The organism is Streptomyces lydicus (assembly GCF_004125265.1).
GTDB lineage: Bacteria > Actinomycetota > Actinomycetes > Streptomycetales > Streptomycetaceae > Streptomyces > Streptomyces lydicus_C.
This window is the reverse complement of sequence record NZ_RDTE01000003.1, coordinates 2,754,585-2,775,705: the sequence shown is the minus strand read 5'-3', so window position 1 is coordinate 2,775,705 and position 21,121 is coordinate 2,754,585. Positions and strand designations below refer to the sequence as shown.

The following is a 21,121-nucleotide window of genomic DNA, read 5'->3' as shown; positions in this document are numbered from 1 at the left end:
CGAAGAAATGGTGTCAGATCATCGGCAGAGTATGGACCGAGCCCCACTCCCTTACCCCGGCCGAAGCTGCACTCTACCGGCCGGGGAAGGTGATGGTCAGTGGTCTTCGGAGGTGGCGGGCGCCGCGGTGACGAGTTCGGTGAGCACTCCGTGACAATCCTTGGGGTGCAGGAAGGTGATCCGCGACCCCATCGAACCGGTCCTGGGCTCGTCGTAGAGGACCCGGACGCCCTTGCCGCGGATGGCCTCGGAGTCGTCGTCCACGTCCGCGGTGCCGAAGGCGATGTGATGGACGCCCTCGCCGTTCTTGGCAAGCCACTTGCCCACCGCGGAGTCCTCGCGAGTGGGCTCCAGAAGCTGCAGATACGAGGCGCCGCCGTCCGACGTCCCATTGATTTTGATCATGGCCTCCCGGACTCCCTGCTCCTCGTTGACCTCGGTGTGGAACACCTCGAAGCCATACGTGGCACGGTAGAACTCGACAGTCTTGTCGAGGTCGAAACAGGCGATCCCGATGTGGTCGATTCGCGTCAGCATGGCTCCAGTGCACCCCTCGCACGGCTGGTTACGCAACGTGCGCGCGATCACACCCGCTTGCCGGTGACCCGGCGCGTACCGCTCAGTACATTGACGGGTAACCCTCGTTAACTTCCCTGCAAAGGAAGGCCGCACCGCATGTCTGCAACGAACGGCACGAACGGCAGCACCTCAGTGATCGTGGCGGGAGCGCGTACCCCCATGGGGCGGCTCCTGGGATCCCTGCGGACCTTCTCCGGCGCGGACCTGGGCGCCGTCGCCATCAAGGCGGCACTGGACCGGGCGGGCATCGGCGGCGACCAGGTGCAGTACGTGATCATGGGCCAGGTGCTCCAGGCCGGGGCGGGGCAGATCCCGGCGCGCCAGGCGGCGGTGAAGGCCGGCATCCCCATGAACGTCCCCGCGCTGACCGTCAACAAGGTCTGCCTCTCCGGCCTCGACGCCATCGCGCTGGCCGACCAGCTCATCCGCGCGGGTGAGTTCGACGTCATCGTTGCCGGCGGCCAGGAGTCCATGACCAACGCCCCGCACCTGCTCCCGAAGTCCCGTGAGGGCTTCAAGTACGGCGCCGTCGAGATGCTCGACGCGATGGCCCACGACGGCCTCACCGACGCCTACGAAGGCATCGCGATGGGCGAGTCGACGGAGAAGCACAACACCCGTTTGGGCATCGCCCGACCGGAGCAGGACGAGGTCGCCGCGCGCTCCCACCAGCGGGCCGCCGCCGCGCAGAAGAACGGGCTCTTCGAGGCCGAGATCACCCCCGTGGAGATCCCGCAGCGCAAGGGTGAGCCGGTCGTCTTCAGCAAGGACGAGGGCATCCGCGGCGAAACCACCGCGGAATCGCTCGGCAAGCTCCGTCCGGCCTTCGCCAAGGACGGCACGATCACCGCCGGCACCTCCTCGCAGATCTCCGACGGTGCCGCCGCCGTGGTCGTCATGAGCAAGGCCAAGGCCGAGGAGCTCGGGCTCGAATGGATCGCGGAGATCGGCGCCCACGGCAACGTCGCCGGCCCCGACAACTCCCTCCAGTCCCAGCCGTCCAACGCGATCAACCACGCGCTGGGCAAGGACGGGCTGACCGTCGACGATCTTGACCTGATCGAGATCAACGAGGCGTTCGCGGCCGTCGCCGTGCAGTCGATGAAGGACCTCGGGGTGTCCCCGGAAAAGGTGAATGTCAACGGCGGCGCCATTGCGCTGGGTCACCCGATCGGGATGTCCGGAGCCCGCATCGTGCTGCATCTGGCGCTGGAGCTGCGCCGGCGGGGCGGTGGCGTGGGTGCCGCCGCGCTCTGTGGCGGCGGTGGTCAGGGCGACGCGCTGATCATTCGCGTACCGGGTAAGTAACCGAGTGCCCGTGCGCGCACGCGTACGGGCGGGCCGATTCGCGTACCAGCGAACCGAAGGAGCCGAGCGGCGATGGTGGACGTCCCACAGCTGGTGGAGCAGGCACGGCAGGGCCGGCCGAGGGCCGTGGCCCGGCTGATCTCCCTCGTGGAGGGGGCGTCACCGGAGCTGCGTGAGGTGATGGCGGCCCTGGCGCCGCTCACCGGCAACGCCTATGTGGTCGGGCTGACCGGCTCGCCCGGCGTCGGCAAGTCCACCACCACCTCCGCGCTGGTGACGGCCTACCGCAAGACGGGCAAACGGGTCGGCGTGCTCGCCGTCGACCCGTCCTCGCCGTTCTCCGGCGGCGCGCTCCTCGGCGACCGCGTACGGATGAGCGAGCACGCCTCCGACCCCGGCGTCTACATCCGCTCGATGGCCACCCGCGGCCATCTGGGCGGCCTGGCGTGGGCCGCGCCCCAGGCGATCCGGGTCCTGGACGCGGCGGGCTGCGATGTGGTCCTCGTCGAGACGGTCGGCGTCGGCCAGTCCGAGGTCGAGATCGCCTCGCAGGCCGACACGAGCGTGGTGCTGCTCGCGCCCGGCATGGGCGACGGCATCCAGGCGGCCAAGGCCGGAATCCTGGAGATCGGCGATGTCTACGTCGTCAACAAGGCCGACCGGGACGGCGCCGACGCGACCGCCCGCGAGCTCAACCACATGCTGGGGCTGGGCGAGTCCCGGGCGGCGGGGGACTGGCGGCCGCCGATCGTCAAGACGGTCGCGGCGCGGGGCGAGGGGGTCGACGAGGTCGTCGAGGCGCTGGAGAAGCACCGGGCCTGGATGGAGGAGCGGGGGGTGCTGGGCGAGCGGCGCCGCTCGCGGGCGGCGCATGAGGTCGAGACGATCGCGGTCACGGCGCTGCGGGAGCGGATCGGGGATCTGCGGGGGGATCGGCGGCTGGGTGCGCTTGCGGAGCGGATCGTCAGCGGTGAGACGGATCCGTATCGGGCGGCCGATGAGTTGGTTGACGGGCTGACGAACGGGGCCTGACGGCGCGCTTGTTTGTCTGCGGGTGGGTTGTGGCTGGGCGCGCAGTTCCCCGCGCCCCTTGGGGGCGTTGTTGCCGCCGGGTCTCGGTGTTGCCGGTTGGGTCGTTGGGGCTGGTGCCTTTGCGGGGTCGGTGGTTGCCGCTGGGGCCGGAGGGGACGCCCGGTACCCCGTCCTCGGCGCGGGCGCATCTGGTACGTGCGATTGGTTGCCCCGGCGTTCGCTCCGGTCCTGCGGGCGGGGCACCGGGCATCCCCTCCGGCCTTCGTTCGTTCCCGGCTGCCGCCCGCTGGCACCGTCCGTCACTGACCACAGGCGCAGGCGCGCCGCCTCCGGTCAAGGAACACCAATCACCCGGGGCGGGTCCGGTCAAGCGCCACCCCGGGCGGGGCCGGCCGAGGAACACCCGGTGCGGGCCGACCAAGGAACACCTGGTGCGGGTCGGTCGGATGACGGCGGCCGGACGACGGCTGGGCGGCCGACAACCTCTGCGCCCGGTCGGTCAGTGCCCTGCCCAGGGGTGGTGTGGCTCGGACCCGGTGGTTGCCCAGTGACCTGCCAAGGCCTCGGCGGCTGCGACCCTGGCGATTTGTCGGCACCCTGCCAGGGCCTGGTGTGGCTCGGACCTGGTGGTTGCCCAGCGTCCTGCCAAGGCCTCGTGTGGCGCGATCCTGGTGATTGCCCGGCACCCTGCCAAGGCCTGGTGTGATTCGGGCCTGGTGGTTGCCTGGCGCTCCGCCAAGGCCTGGTGTGGCTTGGGCCTGGCTGTTGCCCAGCGTCCTGCCAAGGGGGGAGCTGGTGGTGGCCGTAACGGTGATGGGTACGGCGGGACGGTCGCCAACGGGCGGTGGTCGGAGGGGATGTCCGGTGCCCCGCCCGCAGGACCGGAGCGAACGCCGGGGCAACCAATCGCACGTACCAGGGCCGCCCGCGCCGAGGACGGGGTACCGGACGTCCCCTCCGACCCACCACCCACAACGAAACGGCGCCCGGCCCCAGCCACCGGCAACCCGCACTGGACCCGGCCGCGAAGCGATCACGTGCCCGCCCCGGCCGTGGGCGACCGTGACGCCACGACAACGGCCCTCGCCCACAACAGTGTGGGCGAGGGCCGGGGCGAACGGGGGCGTGTCAGTCGTCCGCGCCGTCGTTGTCGTCGTCGTCCGTGTCATGCGCCGGAGCGGCGGTCACGTTGCCGGACTGCGGGTCGACCAGCAGCTTGTGCTCCTTGCCGTTCTTGGTGATCGTCTCGACCTCCCAGACGGCCTTGCCCCGGTGGTCGTCGTCCAGCTCGACGGAGGTCACCGTGCCGTGCGAGGCCGCGCTGCGGGCAGCGGCCGCGGCGTCAGTCCTGGCGTTCTTGGCGGCGGCCCGCTCCTGGGCGTCGTCGTCCTCGTCGTGGTCGACGTGCTGGTTCAGCACTCGCGCGTTGCCCGCGTCGAGGGTGATCTCGTGCCACTTGCCGTCCTTGCCCAGCACATCCGCGTCCCAGACCAGGCCGGGGCGGTCCGCGTCCAGGTCGAGGCCGGTCACGGTGCCGGGCACGGCCTTCAGCGCGGCGGCCGCGGCGTCCGGTGCGCTCACCTTGGCGGCGTCGGCCTCGCGGCGGTCGGTGTCGTCGTCCGACAGGCGGATGCTGGAGCGGCCGTCCTGCACCTGGGCGGTGCCGGTGGCCTGCGAACCCGCGTGGTGGGGGGACGTCTGTGCCGGGAGACCGCCGCCGGAGGCGGCGTTGGCGTCGTTGCTGACCGCGACGGCGGTGGCCGTGCCGCCGGCGACGAGGGCGGCGGCCGCGGCGGTGGCGATGATCAGATGGCGCTTCATGTGTGTTCTCCCCTTGCGATCGGCTGTGTCCACACACTCGCCGAACGAAGCTGAAGGGGACCTGAAGGCGCCTGAAGGGGGCTTCAGGAAAGGGGTGGCATGGTGAGCGCATGCACCCGCCTGTCACCCGCCACCGCCCGCCCGGAGCACGCCGCCCGTTCCGTCTGCTGATCGTGGAGGACGAGAAGCGGCTGGCCCTGTCGCTGGCCAAGGGACTGATGGCCGAGGGGTACGCGGTGGACGTGGTGCACGACGGACGGGAGGGGCTGCGCCGGGCGACGGAGGACGGCTACGACCTGATCGTGCTCGACATCATGCTGCCGGGGATGAACGGCTACCGGGTGTGCGGGGCGCTGCGGGCCGCGGGCCACGACGTGCCGGTGCTGATGCTGACGGCCAAGGACGGCGAGTACGACGAGGCCGAGGGGCTGGACACCGGGGCCGACGACTATCTGACCAAGCCGTTCTCGTATGTGGTGCTGGTGGCGCGGGTGAAAGCGCTGCTGCGCCGGCACGGCCGGAGCGCGCTGCCGGTGCTGCGAGTGGGGGCGCTGACCATCGACCAGGGCGCACAGCGGGTGGAGCGGGACGGCGCGGAAGTGGCGCTGACGACGAAGGAGTTCGCGGTGCTGGAGCAGCTGGCGCTGCGGGCGGGCGAGGTGGTCTCCAAGGCGGAGATCCTGGAGCACGTCTGGGACTTCGCCTACGAGGGCGATGTCAACATCATCGAGGTGTATGTGAGCGCGCTGCGGCGCAAGCTCGGTGCCGGGCACATCACGACGGTGCGCGGTGCCGGATACCGGCTGGTGGCGGGTGAGTAGGGTGCTGGGCTCCGTACGGGCCAAGGCGGCGGCCGGCGCGACCGCGGTGGTGGCCCTGGCGCTGATCGCGGCGGGGACGGCCGTGCTGCTGGTGCTGAGCAGCAAGCTGCAGAACCAGGCCGGGCTGCAGGCCGAGATCGCGGCCCGGGAGGTGGCCGCGCAGATCGCGACGGGTACGCCGTACGCCGAGCTGGATCTGCCGGACGGCGAGGACCATCCGGTGGTGGTGGCCGGGGAGGACGGACGGGTGCTGGCGGTCGGTGAGGACGTGCGTGCCGTCGACGGGAAGCCGGTGGGCGGCGCGAAGCGGGGGGCAAAGGGTGCCGGGCAGGGGGCCCCGGGGGACGACGAGGACGACGACCGGAGTGGGCTTGAGCCCGGTGAGGTCGATGACGATGCGGTCCACCGGGACGGGACCGCGGACGTCGACGGCAAGGTGGCCGACTACCGGTTCGCGGTGGTCGAGGCCAAGGACACCCGCGGTGGGACGGCGACGGTGCGGGCGGGGGCGGCGCTGGCGCCGGAGCAGGAGGCCGTGGGGTCGGTGCGGACGGCCATGCTGATCGGGCTGCCGCTGCTGTGCGTGGTGGTGGCGGGGGTGACCTGGCTGGTGACGCGGCGCGCGCTGCGGCCGGTGGAGGGGATCCGCGGGGAGATGGCCGCGATCACGGCGAGTACGGATCTGAGCCGCCGGGTGCCGGTGCCGTCGTCGCAGGACGAGGTGGGCCGGCTGGCGCGGACGACCAACGAGACGCTGGCGGCGCTGGAGTCGTCCGTGGAGCGGCAGCGGCGGTTCGTCGCGGACGCCTCACACGAGCTGCGCAGCCCGATCGCGAGTCTGCGGACCCAGCTCGAAGTGGGGGTGGCGCATCCGGAGTTGCTGGATGTGCCGGGTGCGGTGGAGGACACCGTACGGCTGCAGCGGCTGGCGGCGGATCTGCTGTTGCTGGCGCGCCTGGACGCGGGGGAGCGGCCGGCGGACGCCCGGGTCGATCTGGCGGCGATGGTGCGCGAGGAGAGCTCGCAGCGGGTCGCGGACCGGATCCCGGCGCACGTCGGGGAGCTGGCGGGCGCGGAAGTGACCGGGTCGCGCGGCCAGTTGGCGCGGGTGCTGGGGAACCTGCTCGACAATGCGCAGCGGCATGCCGTCGGGTCCGTGCGGGTGGCCGTGGTGCGCGAGGGGGAGTGGGTGGTGCTGCGGGTCGAGGACGACGGGCCCGGGGTACCGGAGGACGAGCGGGAGCGGATCTTCGAGCGGTTCGTACGGCTCGATGATGCGCGGGCGCGGGACGACGGCGGGGCCGGTCTGGGGCTGGCCATCGCGCGGGACGTGGCGGTGCGGCACGGCGGCTCGCTGGGCGTGCGCACGGGGTCGGTGTTCGAACTGCGGCTGCCGGTGGCAGGCTGATCCGGCGGGGCCCCGGCCGCCCGGCCCCGGCCCGGTCGGGGGGCCGAGGCCGGCCGGTCAGAGGCCGCCGCGCTCCTTGCGGAGGTGATCGGCGACGGGACCGAGGGAGCTGCGGAGCGCCTGGAGGTCGTCGGTGGTGAACAGGTCGATGAAGTGCTTGCGGACCGAGGCGACATGGTGCGGGGCGACCCGGCGCATGGTGTCCCAGCCTTCGTCGGTGAGGACGGCGTAGAGACCACGGCGGTCCGACTCGCAGCTCTCGCGGCGCACCAGGCCGGCGTTCTCCATCCGGGTGATCTGGTGGGAGAGACGGCTCTTGGACTGCAGCGTGCTGGCCGCCAGGTCGCTCATCCGGAGCCGTCGGTCCTCGGCCTCGGAGAGGTTGACCAGGATCTCGTAGTCGTTGTTCGTCAGGCCGAACGGCTGCAGATCACGCTCGAGTTGGTGCATCAGCAGCCTGCTGACGTCCAGGTGGGTGCGCCAGGCACACTGCTCCTGGTCGGTCAGCCAGGGGGTGTCACTGTCGGTCGTCATGGAATGATTCTACCCGTAAAAGTTGAATAGTGAATTAATTGGGGTGAGGGTGATGGCCTCGGCGACCCGGGGCCGGACGTTGGTCAGACGTTCGAGGTCACCGTCCGCAGAGTATCGCTCACAGCCCGAAGCGGCGTTGGAGGCTCCCGAGGTTGCCGGGGAGCTGAGGCAGTTGTGAGCCACTTTGCGGAACGTGTCCGCCCCCGCCCGGAACGCCCTCCTCGGTCGGAACCGCCCCGGTTGCCAGCTCCGGCATCAGCTGCTCGGTGGACTGCAGCAGCACCGTGCCGGCGCCGACGAACTCGAACTGGTGCTCCTCGCCGGACGCCCCGCCGATCCCGGTGTGCGCCCGCAGCCCGCCCAGGAATCCCCGCAGGTACTGGTGGTCGTAGTGGTGGCACGGGGAGGGGCAGTCGGCCCAGCCGACCAGCGCCTGCGGGTCGACCCGGATCGGCGGTTCCATGAAGACCACCGGGCCGTTGGAAGCGGCCACGAACTTGCCGGTCCCGATGAGGGTGAGGAAGCCCGGGATGATCGATTGCTTCAGCGCCAGAGATGGCTGAAATGCGAGCAGATTGCCGGAGCGAATCGTCAGGTTGCCGTCCTCCAGATCGAAGGAGTTCACGTCGAAGGCACGGTCGGCGAGCAGCATCTTTCCGCGGCCCTCGGCGACGACCCAGTCCGCGGCGTGCAGTGGCGAATGGAAACTTCCGGCGATCAGGCGGTCCAGGCGGCCGTGTCCGATGCCGTGGAAGTCGATCTGCCCGTAGTAGGCGATCATCTTCCCCTTCTGCAGGAACCACTGGCCGTTCAGGTCGACGCTGAAGGTGTACGCGTTGACGTTGTCGTCGGCGGGGAGCGACGAGACGTCGTGGACGACGGGACCGGTCACAGCTTTTCCTCCGACGCCTGGACGTAGACGGTGCCCTGGCCGGACAGCTCCAGCTGGAAGGCCTCGCCCGAGCCGCGGCCGACCATGTCGCGCCAGCCGAGCGCCGTGGACAGTTTGTTGCGGACGTCGCCGCGGTGGGCGACATAGGCCTGCGGGTCGACATGGACCGGGCGCTGGGGCGTGATCGGCAGCTCGATGACGCCGCCGTGCGCCATCACCGCGGCCGAGCCGACGCCCTTGAGGGTCGTGGTGAACAGGCCCTGGCCGGTGACCTGGCCGCGCACCATGCCCATCACCCCGCCCTGCGAGCCCATGAACATCGTGCCCTGCTGGAGCGAGCCGTCGAAGGCCAGCAGCCGGTCGGCCTCGACGTACAGCGTCTCGCCGGTCAGGTCGACGACATGGACGTGATGGCCGCCGTGGCCGAACATCACGGTGGCCGTGGGGGCACCTCCCCGGCCGTTAAGGCCTTGGGGGACCTCGACGGTCATCAGCGGCGTGGCCTCGCCGGCGATCCGGCGGCCGATCATGGAGCCGACGCCGCCCTGGCCGCCCTGGATGTTGGGGGTGAAGGTGACGTCCCCGCGGTAGGCGAGCATCGCGCCGCGCTGGCTGAACATCCGCTGGCCCGGACCGATCCTGGCCTCCACCATGCGGGAGTTGAGCGCCGTGAACGGCATCAGATCTCACCTCCCACGGTGTTGCGCTCGCTGGGCTGGACGTAGACCAGGCCCTCGCCCTCGAAGCGGATCTGGAAGGACTCGCCGGAGCCCTCCCCGAGGACGGTGCGGAAGTTCACCCCGGTCTGGAAGTGCTGTTTGAGGTCGCCGGTGTGGGCGACATAGGCGCCCGGGTCGACCTGGAGGGGGTGCTGCTTGGTGACCCGCAGCACCACCGCGGGGCCGTCGGAGATGACCGCCGCCTGGCCGCTGCCCTCGACGGTGGTGGTGAACAGGCCGTTGCCCTGGGAGGCGCCGCGCAGGCCGGTGAAGGTCGTGCCCGTCCGCAGTGCGGCGTCCGTGCACAGCAGGTTGTTGGCCTCGACGTACAGCTTCTCGCCCTGCAGCTGGACGAGGTTGATCTCGCTCGCGCGGTCCGCGAAGTAGCAGGTGCCGTGGCCCTTCACCTCCATCACGGCCATCTGTTCACCCGTGAGCCGCCGGGTGACCATGCCCCGCAGGCCCTCGCCGCCACCGGACATCTTCTTGAACGACATCTGGCCGTCGTACGCGACCATCGCACCGTTTTTCGCCTTGACGGCGTCGCCCGTCATATCGACGGCGAGCACCTTGCTCCCCTGGAGCCGAAACTGAGCCACGGGTCAGACGGTAGTCGGCCGGGGCCGCCCGGGGCAGGCCCTTTGGCCCTGATATCGCCCTGATAACGCCCTGAATTCCGCCGGGGGCCGGTCCGGGGGCGCCCCGCACCTCCCCCCGGCGCGGTGATCGCCGAGGCGGCTGTAACAATGGGGCGAAGCTTGTGAACTCTTGCACAAGCAAGTTTCTCCTCGCCCGCCGCCACCCGAACGAGGTTCCCGTGGACATCAAGACCGCTGCTGCCCTGCACCGACTGCGCCTGGCCTCCGTCCCGGAGGCCATCTCCTTCCCGGCACTGCTGATCTTCGGCACCGGCTTCCGCCTGGCCTTCGACTACGACTCCCTGGTGATGCCGCTCGGCATGATCCACGGACTGCTGTTCATCACGTATGTGGTGCTGCTGCTGGACGTGTGGAACCGCACCAAGTGGCCCTTCAAGCGCGTCGCCTTCTTCTTCCTGCTGGCGATCCTGCCGTTCGGCGGCCTCTACGGGGACAAGGTGCTCAAGCGCGAGGAAGAGGCCGGTGTGATCGCGGCCCGCGCCCGCAAGGAAGGGGTCCTGAACACATGATCGTCGCCTTCTCCGTGAGCCCTCTGGGTGTCGGCGAGGACGTCGGCGAGTACGTCGCCGACGCGGTCCGGGTCGTCCGCGAGTCGGGGCTGCCGCACCGCACGGACGCGATGTTCACCTCCCTCGAAGGGGAGTGGGACGAGGTCATGGACGTCGTCAAGCGCGCGGTCGCGGCCGTCGAGGCGCGTTCCGGTCGGGTCTCCCTGGTCCTCAAGGCCGATATCCGGCCCGGCGTCACGGACGGACTGACCTCGAAGGTGGAAACCGTGGAGCGGTACCTCGCCGAGGGCGACGCCCGGCGCTCCTGAGCCGGTGGGCACAGGGGCGTGCGGGCCGCCCGTACCGCTTGCCGGTATCGAAAACTGAGACACGGCTGACCACCATGTGAGCGCCCGGTAGGGTCGCAAGCGTGCCGAAGCCGCTCAGCCTTGCTTTCGATCCCATCGCGCGCGCCGACGAACTGTGGCGGCAGCGATGGGGCGCCGTGCCCTCGATGGCCGCCATCACCTCGATCATGCGCGCCCATCAGATCCTGCTGGCCGAGGTGGACGCGGTGGTCAAACCGTACGGGCTGACCTTCGCCCGCTACGAGGCGCTGGTGCTGCTGACCTTCTCCAAGGCCGGTGAGCTGCCGATGTCGAAGATCGGCGAGCGGCTGATGGTGCATCCGACCTCGGTGACCAACACCGTCGACCGGCTGGTGAAGTCCGGTCTCGTGGCCAAGCGGCCGAACCCGAACGACGGGCGGGGCACGCTCGCCACCATCACGGACAAGGGCCGCGAGGTGTGCGACGCGGCGACCCGCGATCTGATGGCGATGGACTTCGGGCTCGGGACGTACGACGCCGAGGAGTGCGGGGAGATCTTCGCGATGCTGCGGCCGTTGCGGGTGGCGGCGGAGGACTTCCAGGACGAGTAGCGGGCGCCGCCGCCCGGCCCGGTGTGCACAGGGGGGCGGCGAAGATCGCCCCGGAACGGGCCGTTACGCTCGGGGCATGAAGCGAAGCGTCCTGACCCGTTACCGGGCGATGGCCTACATCACCGCCGTGATGCTGCTGGTGCTCTGCACATGCATGGTTTTCAAGTACGGCTTCGGGATGGGCAAGGACCTCACCCTCGTCGTCTCGCAGATCCACGGCGTGCTCTACATCATCTACCTGGTGTTCGCCTTCGACCTGGGCTCCAAGGCCAGGTGGAAGTTCGGCAAGCTGCTGTGGGTGCTGATCGCGGGCACCATCCCCACCGCCGCCTTCTTCGTGGAGCGCCAGGTGGTGCGGGAGGTCGAGCCGCTGATCGCCGATGACGCTCCGGAGCCGGTGAAGGCCTGACCGCGGACGGCTGAAGGCCTGACCGCAGCCGGTCCGCCCCGGCGCCGTCCGACGGCGCCCCTGATGACCTGCTCATACGCGCCTGTCCCGGATGCCGGGCGGGCGCGTTTGCGTTGTCCGGCATCCGTTACGGAGTGTGACACCGACGGTGCGAGGGGCAACTCGTGGCAGTCTCCCGTCGACAAGTACTAGGACGTCCAAGTAAATTCGGGGGTATGGACGCTGACGCGATCGATGAGGGCCGCCGCCGCTGGCAGGCTCGGTACGACTCCGCCCGGAAGCGGGACGCGGACTTCACCACGCTCTCGGGTGATCCCGTCGAGCCGGCGTACGGGCCCCGGCCCGGGGACTCGGTGGAGGGGTTCGAGCGGATCGGCTGGCCGGGCGAGTACCCCTTCACGCGGGGGCTGTACCCGACCGGCTATCGCGGGCGGACCTGGACCATCCGCCAGTTCGCCGGCTTCGGCAACGCCGAGCAGACCAACGAGCGCTACAAGATGATCCTCAAGGCGGGCGGCGGCGGCCTCTCGGTCGCCTTCGACATGCCCACCCTCATGGGCCGGGACTCCGACGACCCGCGCTCGCTGGGCGAGGTCGGCCACTGCGGCGTCGCCATCGACTCGGCGGCCGACATGGAGGTCCTGTTCCAGGACATCCCGCTGGGCGACGTCACGACGTCCATGACGATCAGCGGGCCCGCCGTCCCGGTCTTCTGCATGTATCTGGTGGCCGCCGAACGGCAGGGCATCGACCCGGGCGTCCTCAACGGCACCCTGCAGACGGACATCTTCAAGGAGTACATCGCGCAGAAGGAATGGCTCTTCCAGCCCGAGCCGCATCTGCGTCTGATCGGCGACCTGATGGAGCACTGCGCGCGCGGCATCCCCGCGTACAAGCCGCTCTCGGTCTCCGGCTACCACATCCGCGAGGCGGGCGCGACGGCCGCGCAGGAGCTGGCGTACACGCTCGCCGACGGCTTCGGCTATGTGGAGCTCGGCCTCTCCCGCGGCCTGGACGTCAACACCTTCGCCCCCGGCCTGTCCTTCTTCTTCGACGCGCATCTCGACTTCTTCGAGGAGATCGCCAAGTTCCGCGCCGCGCGCCGGATCTGGGCCCGCTGGATGCGGGACGTCTACGGCGCGACGAGCGAGAAGGCGCAGTGGCTGCGCTTCCACACCCAGACCGCAGGGGTCTCGCTGACCGCCCAGCAGCCGTACAACAACGTCGTACGGACCGCCGTCGAGGCGCTGGCGGCCGTGCTCGGCGGCACCAACTCGCTGCACACCAACGCGCTGGACGAGACCCTGGCGCTGCCCAGTGAGCAGGCCGCGGAGATCGCGCTGCGCACCCAGCAGGTGCTGATGGAGGAGACCGGCGTCGCCAACGTGGCGGACCCGCTCGGCGGCTCGTGGTTCATCGAGTCGCTGACCGACCGGATCGAGGCGGACGCCGAGAAGATCTTCGAGCAGATCAAGGAGCGCGGCCGGCGGGCGGTCCCGAACGGCGAGCACCCGATCGGCCCGATGACCTCCGGCATCCTGCGCGGCATCGAGGACGGCTGGTTCACCGGCGAGATCGCCGAGTCCGCCTTCCGCTACCAGCAGGCGCTGGAGAAGGGCGACAAGAAGGTCGTCGGCGTCAACTGCCACCACGGCTCGGTCACCGGCGACCTGGAGATCCTGCGGGTCAGCCACGAGGTCGAGCGCGAGCAGGTGCGGGTGCTCGCGGCCCGCAAGGAGGCCCGGGACGACGCCAGGGTCCAGGCCTCCCTGAAGGCGATGCTGGAAGCCGCCAGGGCCGGCGGCAACATGATCGAGCCGATGCTGGAGGCCGTACGCGCCGAGGCGACGCTCGGTGAGATCTGCGGTGTGCTGCGGGACGAGTGGGGGGTCTATACGGAGCCGGCCGGGTTCTGAGCCCCCGAGTCCGTGAGCCCGCGACAGGCCCTGAGAGCCCGGTGATCCGGAGCGCTCGGGGCCTTCGCCGGTTCTCGGAGGTTGCGGCTCCCGGCAGCCGTGGTCCGTCCCGCCGGGTCAGGGCGCCAGCACGAACCCGAGGACCGGGCTGACGACCAGCACACCGAAGAGGATGACGCCACCGGTGGTGAGGACGATGGTGCGGGTGCGGGTCCCGGCGGTCGCGCGCCACCTCTCCCGCGCCTGGCGAACCGTGCCGCCGGTTTCCGCAGCGCCCGTGAGCCAGGAGTAGAGGAGAAAAGGAGCGAAGAGCAGGAAGCCGAAAGCGCACATGAAGTTCTTGGTGATCTCCCCGCGGCTGGTGAGGGCGTAGTCCGGAATCAGGAAGCCGAAAGCGGATTTTCCGGTGTCTTTCTGGGACGGCAGGCGGATACCGGCGGAGTAACGGGTGTCGAGTCCGCTCATGGACGCGTCATTGTTCACGGACTTGCCGTCCTCCGAACGGAAATGTCCGGTGCAGTCGTATGCGGGGGACGACGTGGTCGAGTGCCGCGAGCCGGTGTCGCGGTGCTGTGCGCACTCCTTGACCGTGAAGGTTCCGGGTGTGCCCGTGAAGCCCGCCGCGGCCAGGCCTTTTACGGTGAACATGGCACTGGCCAGGAAGAGGACGGCAAAGAGCGACAAGAGGGCGCATCGAGTGCCGAACGAGATTTGGCCGTTCGTGCGGAGGGGCTTGGACACGGGAAATCTTTCTCTTCCTGGTCGCCGGAGAGTGCGGGAGGCTGTCGCGCGCCGACGCCATGGCCAATGCGGTGCAGGTGCATTGAAGGTGAAGTGGGCCGTCATATTCCTGCGTTCGGCTACTGCGGACGCCGGATACCGTACGGCACGAGATCTCCAGGGTCGGCGGCAAGCCCGAGTCGATGGGCGCGCACCACGACAGCACGATCGCTTCGCGCACACGCGCCTTCAGGTCAGGCCGCCGCGACCGGCATCCGCAGCCGGAACAGCGCCCCGCCCCCCGGCGCCCGCTCGGCGGTGAGTTCGGCGTCGTGGGCGCGGGCGATCTGGCGGGCCATGGCCAGGCCCAGGCCGGAGCCCGGCAGGGCGCGGGCCGCCTCGGCGCGGTAGAAGCGGTCGAAGACATGGGGGAGGTCGGCCTCGGCGATGCCGGGGCCGTGGTCACGGACCGTCAGCTCCAACGCGCCTGAGGAGAAGGTGAGTTCGGTGTCGACCGGGCCGCCCGGCGGGGAGAACTTCGCGGCGTTGTCGAGGAGGTTGGACAGCAGCCGGGACAGCCGGGGCGGCACACCGGGGATCGTGACACCGGCCGCGGCGGGGGCGAGGGCGGTGGTGAAGGTGATCTCCGGCCAGTGTTCGCGGGCCACGCCCACCGCGTGCTCCAGGAGGGCGGCCGGGCGCACCTGCTCCACCAGGGGCTGCGGCTCCTCGTCACGGGCCAGTTCGATCAGGTCGTTGACCAGGGTGGTGACCTCGCGCAGCTGGCGGCCCAGCGCGGCCGAGGCGCGGTCGCGCTGGGCGTCGGTCAGCCGGCCGGCGCGGGCCAGGAGTTCGGCGTTGGTGCGCAGCGCCGTCAGCGGGGTGCGCAGCTCGTGGGAGGCGTCGGCGACCAGGCGGCGCTGGGAGGCGACCGACTGCTCCAGCTCGCCGAGCATGGTGTTGAAGCTGGTGGCCAGGCGGGTGATCTCGTCCTCCCGGGCGGGCGGGCCCGGGGGCAGTTCGATGCGGTGGCGGGCGTCGCGGGTGGCGGCGATGCGTTCCGCGGTGGCGGTGAGCCGGGCGACCGGCGCCAGGCCCGTACGGGACACCCAGTATCCGAGTGCGCCGGCCAGCAGGACGCCGGCGCCGCCGACCGCGGACAGCGCCAGGGCGGCCTGCTCCACGCTCCGGTCGACGGAGTCGGAGCGCAGGGCGACCTGTACCGCCTCGTCCTTGCCCGACACGCGCGAGGTATACATCCGGACCGGCTGCCCGGCGACGGTCTGCTCGCTGTAGAACGCCTCGTGCCGGCCGGCGGCGACCTGCCGGGTGGCGTCGGAGACGGGCAGCACATAGGGCTTGCGCGGATCCTTGGCGGGGTCGGCGGGCACGATCTGGAAGCACGACGAAGCCGGGTACTGGCAGAGGGTGTCGCTCGGCGTCGGGCCCCAGTTCCGGCGCCCGCGCAGGATCTCGGTGGACGTCAGGGCCAGGTTGCGGTCGAGCTGGCGGGTCATCTGGTAGTCGATGACCACGAACGCGGCCGCGCAGACGCCGACCGCCACCAGCGCCACCGCGGACGAGGCGGCCAGCGCCAGCCGGGCGCGGAGCGGGCGGCGCCGCCGCCAGCGGGCCCCCAGGCCGCGGGTGCCGGTCATGCGCCCTCCGCGTGGTCCAGGCGGTACCCCACGCCGTGCACCGTGTGGACGAGGCGGGGCTCGCCGCCCGCCTCCAGTTTGCGGCGCAGATAACCGATGTAGACCGCCAGGGAGTTGGAGTCGGGGCCGAAGTCACGGCCCCAGACGCGCTCCAGGATCACCTCGCGCGGCAGCACCTGCCGGGGGTGCAGCAACAGCAGCTCCAGCAGCGCCCATTCGGTGCGGCTGAACTCCAGGGGCCGGCCGGCCCGGTGGCCGGTGCGGGTCAGCGGGTCGACGACCAGATCGTCGAAGGAGAGCCGGACGTCGTCGACGGCCGTGGTGGCGGCCCGGCGCAGCAGGGCGCGGACGCGGGCCACCAACTCGTCCAGGGCGAACGGCTTGACGAGGTAGTCGTCGGCGCCGGCGTCGAGCCCGTCGACCCGTTCGCTGACCGAGTCCAGCGCGGTCAGCACGAGGATCGGGGTGCGGTCGTCCAGGGCACGCAGCCGGCGGCAGACCGCCAGGCCGTCCAGGACGGGCATCATCACGTCCAGGACGAGGGCGTCCGGCTGCCAGCCGGCGACCTCCGAGAGGGCGGCCAGGCCGTCGGCGGCGCCCCGCACCGTATAGCCCTCCACGGCGAGGCCGTCCTCGACGGCGGCACGTACCTCCGGTTGGTCGTCGACGACGAGGATCTTGGGGGCTGGGGGGTTCCCGGGCGTGGGCGGCATGGACATAGGCTGCCAAACACCTCTCTTAGAAGCTTCTTAGGGCGTATCGCGAGCGTGGCGGCCATGCGCACACCACTCTCCGTCGTGATCGGTGCGGGCGGCACCGGCGGCCATATCTATCCGGGACTCGCTCTCGCCGACGCGCTGCGCCGGGCCGTGCCCGATGCGGTGATCTCCTTCGTCGGGACCGAACGGGGCCTGGAGACAGAGCTGATCCCCCGGGCCGGATACCGGCTGCACACCGTCGACATGATTCCCTTCGACCCCTCGCTCGGCGCCCGACGCTATCTGCTGCCGGCCGCGCTGCTGCGCTCGGGTGCCCAGTGCCGGGCGCTCCTCAAGGAACAGAAAGCCCAGGTCGCGGTCGGTATGGGCGGCTATCCCAGCGCCCCGGTGATCGTCGGGGCCAAGCTGGCCGGGCTGCCGAGCCTGGTCCACGAGTCCAACGCGGTGCCCGGCCGGGCCAACAAGTTCGCGGCCCGGCTCACCCCGCACCTCGCCCTCGCCTTCGACCGCAGCCGCGCGCACCTGGCCGGCGGCGAGCGGGCCGAGACGGTCGGCATGCCGCTGGTGGGCCCGCTGGCCGAGCTGGACCGGTCGGGGCTGCGGCCCACCGCCCGCCGGGCCCTGGGCGTACCGGACGGCGCGCGGCTGCTGCTGGTCAACGGCGGGAGCCTGGGGGCCGCCCGGCTGACCGAGGCGGCGGTGGGGCTGGCAGGCCGCTACCGGTCGCGCGGTGACCTCCGGCTGCTGATCAAGACCGGGCCCGCGGCCCTGGAGCGGACCTTGGCCCTGCTGGCGGCGAACGGCGGGGACGCGGTCGCCGAGGCCGTGCCCTACCTGGACCGGATGGATCTGGCGTACGCCGCCGCCGATCTCGTGGTGTGCCGGGCCGGTTCGGCGACCGTCGCCGAGCTGGCCACCATCGGGATGCCGGCCGTCCTCGTGCCGTATCCGCATGCGCCGGGCGACCACCAGACCCATAACGCCCGGGTGCTCTCGGACGCCGGGGCGGCGCTGCTGCTGCCCGACCCGCAGACCACGGCGGAGCGGTTGGACGCGCTGGTCACCCCGCTTCTCGACGATCCCGTGCGGCTCGCCGCGATGGCCGCGGCCGCCGACCCGGGCACCCATGCGCGGGCCGCCGGCCTGCTGGCCGACAAGGTGCTGGCGCTCGCCGGTCACCCGCAGGTCCACCACCACCCCACGATGAAGGAGTCAGCATGAACAGCACGCAGCAGTGGACGGGCCGCCGGGTCCTGGTCACCGGGGCCGAGGGGTTCATCGGCTCGACCCTGGTCGACATGCTGGTGGCGGCGGGCGCCGAGGTGCGCGCGTTCGTCCACTACAAGCCGTATGCCGAAAAGGGAAATCTGGCGCGCTATTTCGTGCCGGGCGGCCCGGTCGAGATGGTCGCGGGCGATGTGCGCGACGCGGGCCGGGTGTCGGACGCCGTCGAGGGCTGCGACACCGTCTTCCATCTGGCCGCGCTGATCGGGATCCCGTACAGCTACGACTCGCCGGGCGCGTATGTGCAGACGAACGTCGTGGGGACGGAGAACGTCGCGGAGGCCTGCCGGCGGCATGCGGTGCGGCGGCTGGTGCACACCTCCACCAGTGAGGTCTACGGGACCGCGCTGACCGCGCCGATCGGCGAGGACCACCCGCTGCAGCCGCAGTCGCCGTACTCCGCCTCGAAGATCGGCGCGGACATGATGGCGCTGTCGCACCGGCACGCCTTCGGGCTGCCGGTGACGGTGGTGCGGCCCTTCAACACCTACGGCCCCCGGCAGTCCGCGCGCGCCGTGATCCCCGCGATCCTGGCCCAACTCCATGCGGGCGCCCGGCAGATCAAGCTGGGCTCGCTCACCCCGACCCGTGATTTCACCTACGTCACGGACACCGCGGCCGGCTTCCTGGCGCTGGCCGACTGCGACCGGGCGCTGGGCGAGGTCGTCAACCTCGGTACCGGGCGGGAGATCTCGATCGGTGCGCTCGCCGAGGCGCTGATAGCGGCCTCGGGACGGGACGCCGAGGTGGTGGTGGACCCCGCGCGGCTGCGGCCCGCCGGCAGTGAGGTCGAGCGGCTGCTGTCGGACAACTCCCGGGCCCGCGAGTGGGCTTCGTGGCGGCCTGAGGTGTCCCTGGAGCAGGGGCTGAAGCGGACGTCGGAGTGGGTGGCGGAGAACCTGCGCCTGTTCGCGGCGGACCGCTACCAGGTCTGACCGGTGCCGCGGCGGGGTGCCTCGGTGCCGGGCCGCGGCCGGCGCCGGCCCGCCGGGCTCAGTCCCCCTCGCCCAGACCGGAGAGCCCGGTGAGGAAGAGGGCCGTGAAGTCGCGTCCCCACGCGGCATCCACGGGCTCCCCGCTGACCAGGGTGCGGTGCACGATCGCCCCGGCGATCACATCGAAGATCAGGTCCATGTTGCGGGTGGCGGCCCGCTCGCCGTCCGCACCGGGGCCGTCCGGGGGCAGTTCGCCGCGGGCCTGGGCGCGCGAGCGGCCGAGCAGCACCAGCCGCTTCTGGCGGTCGACGATCGCCGAGCGGATCCGTTCGCGCAGCGCCTCGTCGGCGGTGGACTCGGCGACCACGGCCATCAGCGCCGTCTTGGTCTCCGGCCGCGCGAGCAGCGCCCCGAACTGCAGCACCACGCCCTCGATATCGGACTGCAAAGAGCCCCGGTCGGGGAGTTCGAGCTCGTCGAAGAGGACCGCCACGGCGTCCACGACGAGCTCGTTCTTGTTGGCCCAGCGGCGGTAGAGCGTCGTCTTGGCGACACCGGCACGGGCCGCCACATCGCTCATGGTCAGCCGCCCCCAGCCCAGATCGACGAGTGCGGCCCGGGTCGCGTCCAGGATCGCGAAATCGGTCTCGGCGCTGCGCGGGCGGCCCGTGCGGCCCTTCCGGGGACTGGCGGAGTGGTGCATGCGGGCGACCATACCGGGCAGTACGGGAGGTGCCGCCCGTGAGGCAGATCACGCCTCACGGGGCCCGACCCGGTGGTGATGCGGGGCCGACGGCGAGTTACGCTACGGGTCGTAGCGTAAGAGTGACAGCCACTGGCCGTGGGTGGGGACCCGCGGCCGCGCACGACGGTCCTCCTGGGGACCGCACAACGGCCCTCCTCGGGGCCACCACGGGCAGCGGCCCTGTATGTACGCCGGCATTCCGGCGGGGCGTACGGGCGGGGTGCGGCGCCCGGAAGACGGCCCCGGTGGCGGCACCGGACCGGCGCTTCGCAGCATCGCCGCACGACCGATCGCATCGCAGACCGCAGCGCTTTCCGGATCGCTTTCCGGAACGGCCCGCCCAGGGGGGAGGATGGACCCATGCAGCCACGCAATATGTCCATGAGTGGAGTCGTCGACCTCGCAGCGGTGAAGTCGGCGGGGGAAGCGAAGCAGAAGGCGGAGCAGGCACGTGCCGAGGCCGCCCGTACGGGCCGGGCGCCCGCGAGCGGTGCCCGCCTGGTGTTCGACGTCGATGAGGCGGGGTTCCAGCAGGACGTCCTGCAGCGCTCGACCGAGGTCCCGGTCGTCATCGACTTCTGGGCCGAGTGGTGCGAGCCGTGCAAGCAGCTGGGTCCGCTGCTGGAGCGCCTCGCGGGGGAGTACGCCGGCAAGTTCGTGCTGGCCAAGATCGACGTCGATGCCAACCAGATGCTGTTCCAGCAGTTCGGGGTGCAGGGCATCCCGGCGGTCTTCGCGGTCGTCGCGGGTCAGCCGATCCCGCTCTTCCAGGGTGCGGCCCCGGAGTCGCAGATCCGCCAGGTGCTCGACCAGCTGGTGCAGGCCGCCGAGCAGCAGTTCGGCATCGTGGGAGCGCCCCTCGACCCGCAGGCCGCGGGCGAGGCGGAGCAGGAGGCCGAGGCCCCGGCGCCGGCCGGCCCCTATGACGCACTGCTGGAGGCCGCGAACCAGGCACTGGACTCCGGTGATCTGGGCGGTGCCGTCCAGGCGTACAAGAACGTGCTCAACGACGACCCGGCCAACCCGGAGGCCAGGCTCGGTCTGGCGCAGGCCGAACTCCTGCGCCGGGTGCAGGACCTCGACCCGCAGGCGGTGCGCAAGGAGGCCGCCGAGAACCCGGGCGATGTGCCGGCGCAGATCCGTGCCGCGGACCTGGACCTGGTCGGCGGCCACGTCGAGGACGCGTTCGGCCGGCTGGTCGACGCGGTGAAGCGGTCGGCGGGTGACGACCGGGAGGCCGCGCGGGTGCGGCTGCTGGAGCTCTTCGAGGTCATCGGCGCGGAGGATCCGCGGGTGACGGCGGCGCGTACCGCGCTCGCCCGGGTGCTGTTCTGACCGCTGTCTTCGGACTCGCCCGCTTCTGACCAGTACGGCCTCCGCGAGTTGCCCGAACAAACGACACAGCGGCCACGTTTTACCAAAACTTGGTAATCGTGGCCGCTGTTACTTCAAGTAAGTCTGAGCGGCCCCCTTGCGGCACTGTGTCCGCAATTGCCCAATGTCCCCTCACCGTTAGTGGCGACGTTATGTGTCC

General features: G+C 71.1%; 22 protein-coding genes. 12 read left to right on the top strand and 10 right to left on the bottom strand.

All coding sequences use genetic code 11. The annotated features are described in order from the left end of the window. Window positions 1–96: 96 nt before the first annotated feature. A complete protein-coding gene (gene mce, locus D9V36_RS14560) occupies window positions 97–537 on the bottom strand; it encodes a methylmalonyl-CoA epimerase (protein ID WP_129294157.1) in 441 nt (146 codons plus the stop codon). Window positions 538–711: 174 nt separating this feature from the next. Between mce and D9V36_RS14555 the strand changes: the two genes are divergently transcribed. Both D9V36_RS14555 and meaB read left to right on the top strand, forming a co-directional pair. Continuing rightward, a complete protein-coding gene (locus D9V36_RS14555) occupies window positions 712–1,887 on the top strand; it encodes an acetyl-CoA C-acetyltransferase (protein WP_129298407.1) in 1,176 nt (391 codons plus the stop codon). Window positions 1,888–1,959: 72 nt separating this feature from the next. Then, entirely contained in the window at window positions 1,960–2,919 is a 960-nt protein-coding gene (meaB, locus tag D9V36_RS14550; protein ID WP_129294156.1) for a methylmalonyl Co-A mutase-associated GTPase MeaB, read from the top strand. A gap of 1,128 nt (window positions 2,920–4,047) precedes the next feature. On the opposite strand, the gene D9V36_RS14545 is transcribed toward meaB, so the two are convergent. Then, window positions 4,048–4,740, bottom strand: a complete 693-nt coding sequence (locus tag D9V36_RS14545) for a PepSY domain-containing protein (RefSeq protein WP_129294155.1) — start codon at window positions 4,738–4,740, stop codon at window positions 4,048–4,050. A 110-nt stretch (window positions 4,741–4,850) separates the two neighbouring features. On the opposite strand from D9V36_RS14545, the gene D9V36_RS14540 reads away from it, so the two are divergent. Both D9V36_RS14540 and D9V36_RS14535 read left to right on the top strand, forming a co-directional pair. Then, window positions 4,851–5,561 carry a response regulator transcription factor gene (locus D9V36_RS14540; RefSeq protein WP_129294154.1) on the top strand — a complete coding sequence of 237 codons (711 nt, stop codon included), beginning with the start codon at window positions 4,851–4,853 and terminating at the stop codon, window positions 5,559–5,561. Between the two features lie 4 nt (window positions 5,562–5,565). After that, window positions 5,566–6,969: a sensor histidine kinase gene (locus tag D9V36_RS14535; protein ID WP_129298406.1), complete on the top strand. Its 1,404-nt coding sequence runs from the start codon at window positions 5,566–5,568 to the stop codon at window positions 6,967–6,969. A 57-nt stretch (window positions 6,970–7,026) separates the two neighbouring features. On the opposite strand, the gene D9V36_RS14530 is transcribed toward D9V36_RS14535, so the two are convergent. The 4 genes from D9V36_RS14530 to D9V36_RS14515 all read right to left on the bottom strand — a co-directional run bounded on the left by D9V36_RS14530 (window position 7,027) and on the right by D9V36_RS14515 (window position 9,713). Beyond that, a complete protein-coding gene (locus tag D9V36_RS14530) occupies window positions 7,027–7,503 on the bottom strand; it encodes a MarR family winged helix-turn-helix transcriptional regulator (RefSeq protein WP_129294153.1) in 477 nt (158 codons plus the stop codon). Between the two features lie 118 nt (window positions 7,504–7,621). Next, window positions 7,622–8,395 (bottom strand): AIM24 family protein, encoded by a 774-nt coding sequence (locus D9V36_RS14525; protein WP_129294152.1) that lies wholly within the window; start codon window positions 8,393–8,395, stop codon window positions 7,622–7,624. Beyond that, window positions 8,392–9,075 (bottom strand): AIM24 family protein, encoded by a 684-nt coding sequence (locus tag D9V36_RS14520; RefSeq protein WP_129294151.1) that lies wholly within the window; start codon window positions 9,073–9,075, stop codon window positions 8,392–8,394. Before D9V36_RS14520 ends, D9V36_RS14525 begins: the two co-directional genes overlap by 4 nt. Continuing rightward, on the bottom strand, window positions 9,075–9,713 hold the full coding sequence (locus tag D9V36_RS14515) for an AIM24 family protein (protein ID WP_129294150.1): 639 nt from the start codon (window positions 9,711–9,713) through the stop codon (window positions 9,075–9,077). Before D9V36_RS14515 ends, D9V36_RS14520 begins: the two co-directional genes overlap by 1 nt. 218 nt (window positions 9,714–9,931) lie before the next feature. On the opposite strand from D9V36_RS14515, the gene D9V36_RS14510 reads away from it, so the two are divergent. The 5 genes from D9V36_RS14510 to D9V36_RS14490 all read left to right on the top strand — a co-directional run bounded on the left by D9V36_RS14510 (window position 9,932) and on the right by D9V36_RS14490 (window position 13,526). Continuing rightward, window positions 9,932–10,282 carry a DUF3817 domain-containing protein gene (locus D9V36_RS14510; RefSeq protein WP_129294149.1) on the top strand — a complete coding sequence of 117 codons (351 nt, stop codon included), beginning with the start codon at window positions 9,932–9,934 and terminating at the stop codon, window positions 10,280–10,282. Continuing rightward, window positions 10,279–10,590: an MTH1187 family thiamine-binding protein gene (locus D9V36_RS14505; protein ID WP_129294148.1), complete on the top strand. Its 312-nt coding sequence runs from the start codon at window positions 10,279–10,281 to the stop codon at window positions 10,588–10,590. The genes D9V36_RS14510 and D9V36_RS14505 overlap by 4 nt, the downstream gene beginning before the upstream one ends. 101 nt (window positions 10,591–10,691) lie before the next feature. Beyond that, on the top strand, window positions 10,692–11,201 hold the full coding sequence (locus D9V36_RS14500; protein ID WP_129294147.1) for a MarR family winged helix-turn-helix transcriptional regulator: 510 nt from the start codon (window positions 10,692–10,694) through the stop codon (window positions 11,199–11,201). 76 nt (window positions 11,202–11,277) lie between these two features. Continuing rightward, a complete protein-coding gene (locus tag D9V36_RS14495; protein ID WP_129294146.1) occupies window positions 11,278–11,610 on the top strand; it encodes a DUF3817 domain-containing protein in 333 nt (110 codons plus the stop codon). A 215-nt stretch (window positions 11,611–11,825) separates the two neighbouring features. Next, on the top strand, window positions 11,826–13,526 hold the full coding sequence (locus D9V36_RS14490; RefSeq protein ID WP_129294145.1) for an acyl-CoA mutase large subunit family protein: 1,701 nt from the start codon (window positions 11,826–11,828) through the stop codon (window positions 13,524–13,526). Between the two features lie 117 nt (window positions 13,527–13,643). Here D9V36_RS14490 and D9V36_RS14485 read toward each other — a convergent pair whose 3' ends face one another. From D9V36_RS14485 to D9V36_RS14475, 3 genes are all read right to left on the bottom strand, one after another. Then, entirely contained in the window at window positions 13,644–14,267 is a 624-nt protein-coding gene (locus D9V36_RS14485; protein WP_129294144.1) for a hypothetical protein, read from the bottom strand. 233 nt (window positions 14,268–14,500) lie between these two features. Then, window positions 14,501–15,904 (bottom strand): sensor histidine kinase, encoded by a 1,404-nt coding sequence (locus tag D9V36_RS14480; protein ID WP_129294143.1) that lies wholly within the window; start codon window positions 15,902–15,904, stop codon window positions 14,501–14,503. After that, complete coding sequence (locus D9V36_RS14475) at window positions 15,901–16,623, bottom strand: response regulator transcription factor (protein WP_129294142.1); 723 nt, start codon at window positions 16,621–16,623, stop codon at window positions 15,901–15,903. Before D9V36_RS14475 ends, D9V36_RS14480 begins: the two co-directional genes overlap by 4 nt. 57 nt (window positions 16,624–16,680) lie before the next feature. On the opposite strand from D9V36_RS14475, the gene D9V36_RS14470 reads away from it, so the two are divergent. Together D9V36_RS14470 and D9V36_RS14465 are read left to right on the top strand one after the other, a co-directional pair. Continuing rightward, window positions 16,681–17,844 (top strand): UDP-N-acetylglucosamine--N-acetylmuramyl-(pentapeptide) pyrophosphoryl-undecaprenol N-acetylglucosamine transferase, encoded by a 1,164-nt coding sequence (locus D9V36_RS14470; protein WP_129294141.1) that lies wholly within the window; start codon window positions 16,681–16,683, stop codon window positions 17,842–17,844. Continuing rightward, complete coding sequence (locus tag D9V36_RS14465; RefSeq protein ID WP_129294140.1) at window positions 17,841–18,842, top strand: GDP-mannose 4,6-dehydratase; 1,002 nt, start codon at window positions 17,841–17,843, stop codon at window positions 18,840–18,842. Before D9V36_RS14470 ends, D9V36_RS14465 begins: the two co-directional genes overlap by 4 nt. Before the next feature lie 58 nt (window positions 18,843–18,900). Here the strand turns inward: D9V36_RS14465 and D9V36_RS14460 are convergent, their stop codons facing one another. Next, window positions 18,901–19,545, bottom strand: a complete 645-nt coding sequence (locus tag D9V36_RS14460; RefSeq protein WP_241720874.1) for a TetR/AcrR family transcriptional regulator — start codon at window positions 19,543–19,545, stop codon at window positions 18,901–18,903. A 402-nt stretch (window positions 19,546–19,947) separates the two neighbouring features. On the opposite strand from D9V36_RS14460, the gene D9V36_RS14455 reads away from it, so the two are divergent. Further along, window positions 19,948–20,922 (top strand): tetratricopeptide repeat protein, encoded by a 975-nt coding sequence (locus tag D9V36_RS14455; RefSeq protein ID WP_129294138.1) that lies wholly within the window; start codon window positions 19,948–19,950, stop codon window positions 20,920–20,922. The last annotated feature ends 199 nt before the right edge of the window (window positions 20,923–21,121 follow it).